This is a genomic window from Roseovarius halophilus (ex Wu et al. 2025) (genome assembly GCF_047086965.1).
The window spans coordinates 1-2,776 of record NZ_JBKOTX010000381.1; the positions used below are offsets into that span (position 1 = coordinate 1).

A 2,776-nucleotide genomic window follows, 5' to 3' on the forward strand; every position below is an offset into this window, starting at 1 on the left:
CCTCGCCGGCGGCGGGCGCGACGACGTCATCGACGGCGGCGCCGGCAACGACTCGATCAACGGCGGCGACGGTGACGACACCATGACCGGCGGCGACGGCGAGGACCTGTTCGTCTTCAACTTCTTCAAGGACGGCGATGCCGACATCATCACCGATTTCGAGGACGGCACCGACGGCTTCCTGATCCGCACCGTGGATCAGGACACCGGGGACCCGATCCTCGACAATGGCGGCAACGGCTTGCAGGGCTTCCTCGACGCGCTGAACATCACCGACACCGGCGACGGCGCGCAGATGACCGTGGACGGCCATATCGTCACGATCGAGAACGTCGCCGCGGCCGACCTGACGCTGGACGACTTCCAGTTCATCTGACGCCGCCGGCAGACATGCGAAACCCCGGAGAAGGGCGCCCACGGGCGCCCTTTTTCCATTCCCGACCGCCGTCGCGCCGAGTCTCGCGCCGTGCTTGCGCCGGTTATCAAGTCCGGCTCACCGCCTCAGATTTTCCCGAATGTCTGGAAACCCGGCCTTGCTTTTTCCCGTGGGCTCCGCTCTTCTCTTGGCCGGGAGGACGCCTCCGATCTTTGAAACAGGTAGAAAACGCATGACCATATTCAGTATCGACGGCTTTTCCGTCACGACCGACGACACGCCTGACGACAACGTGATCGCGGTGGACCAGACGAACCTGATCATTTCCATCGAAGGAGATAATTTCAACTATCGCATTGAGACGCCACCGACCACGGATGAGCCCATTCCGTTCATCGATCTGAATGATCCCGATGATCTTGTGCATTTTCTGATCAACGAGGCCCCTGCCCCGGAAAATGCGAATGTGAACCTTGGTACCATCACGACGCCCCAAGGCACGCATGTCGTTCTGATCATCGCGGACGGCGCCGGCACCGACCACATCTTCGCGATCGGGGGCGACCCCATAGCCGAACCGACCACACCGACCGAATTCGAGGCGCTCGACGAGTCCATCACGGCGGCGGACCAGGCCAGCGGCGCTTTCGGACCGAATACCGATATTCCGATTTCCAGCTTCAGCAACACGAGCGTCGTTGAGGGCGAGTTGATCGAGGGCACGGACGGGCCCGATGCGCTGGCCGGCGGGCTGGCCGATGACACCATCAACGGCCTCGACGGCAACGACAACCTCAACGGCCTCCAAGGTGACGACCAGATCGACGGCGGCGGCGGGGACGACGTGCTTGCCGGCGCCGACGGCAACGATACCCTGCTGGGGGGCACGGGCAACGACCAGCTTACGGGCGGCGCCGGCGATGATCTTGTGAACCCCGGCGACAATGATCCCTTCTTCGGCGATTTCATAGCGGGCGGTACCGGCAACGACACGATCGACTTCGGCGACATCGTCGAGGGATGGGCGCCGATCGACTACGGAATGCTTGCGGGCCCCATCACGGTCAACGTCGACGGCAGCGCCAACACGGCCAGCGTTGACAAGGGCGCCGACGGCACCGACACCATCCTCGATATCGACAATGTCCTTGACGCGGGCACGCGGGCTGGCGGAACGCGCCTTGGCGGAACGGCATCGGACGACGTTTTCAACATCTTGGTCGAGGCCGACCAATGGATCAGCGCGCGTGGCAACGGTGGCGAGGATACCTTCAATCTGTCAGGTGACGGTCCCGTACAGCTCGATTTTCGTCTCGGCGTCGCCGTGACGGCGGACCTTGTCGCGGGGACCATCGACGCCGGCGGCGATGGCAGTACGGTGACCGGGCCGGTATGGGAATTGCGGAGCGACGTCCGGGACGACCTCGTAACCGGTACCAACCGTGACGAATCCTTCCGCCCGATCGCCGGGAACGATACGATCGATGGCGGTGGGGGCTTCGACAGGCTGCGGTACGACGATCTCTTTTCCGTGGACGGGGTCGCGGTCGACCTCTCGGCCGGAACCGTCACCGGCACCTACGAGAACCAGACGTTCACCGACACCATCACGAACATCGAATGGGTGCGCGGGACGGACAATGGCGACACGCTGACTGGCGACGCGGCCGACAACCGCCTGCAGGGCGAGAATGGCGACGATATGCTCGACGGTGGCGCGGGGGCCGACACGGTGGAAGGCGGTGACGGCACCGACACGGCCGTACTGGGCGTGGCACGCGCCGACGCGCAAATCGTCTCGTCAAACGCCTCCGGCATCACGATCACCTCGGCCGACGGCACCGACCTCTTCCTCGAGATCGAAAGGTTCGCCTTCACCGACGGCACGGTGAGCGTCTCCGACCTGCTGGCCGACCTGGATACAGGCGGTGAGACCGTTCTTGGGACTGAAGAGGACGACCAGCTGGACGGGACGTTGGGCGACGACGCCATATCTGGCGGCGATGGCAACGACACCATCGACGGCGGTGACGGCAATGACAACATCGCGGCCTCGGACGGCGACGACTCGGTCGACGGTGGCAGCGGCGACGACAGCATCGGCGGCGGTCTCGGCAACGACTCCATTGACGGCGGCGACGGCGATGACGTGCTCGGCTCGGGCCAGGGCGACGACAACGCCACCGGCAACACGGGCAACGACATCGTGAATGGCGGTGCGGGCAACGATTTCCTCCTTGGCGGCGAAGGCAACGACACGATGGGCGCCAGCTTCGGCGCTGACACGGTGCTGGGCGAAGAGGGCGACGACAGCCTCGGCGGCGGCACCGGGCAGGACACGGTGGATGGCGGCGCGGGCGACGACGCCATCGGCGCGGGCGAGGGCAACGACACCGTCAT

Annotated in this window: 2 protein-coding genes; both read left to right on the forward strand. The window is 64.8% G+C overall.

What is annotated here, in order from left to right:
* A partial coding sequence (locus ACH107_RS31775) for a calcium-binding protein (protein WP_412509631.1) occupies nucleotides 1-376 on the forward strand: 376 nt, incomplete at its 5' end.
* A gap of 232 nt (nucleotides 377-608) precedes the next feature.
* A partial coding sequence (locus tag ACH107_RS31780; RefSeq protein ID WP_412509632.1) for a calcium-binding protein occupies nucleotides 609-2,776 on the forward strand: 2,168 nt, incomplete at its 3' end.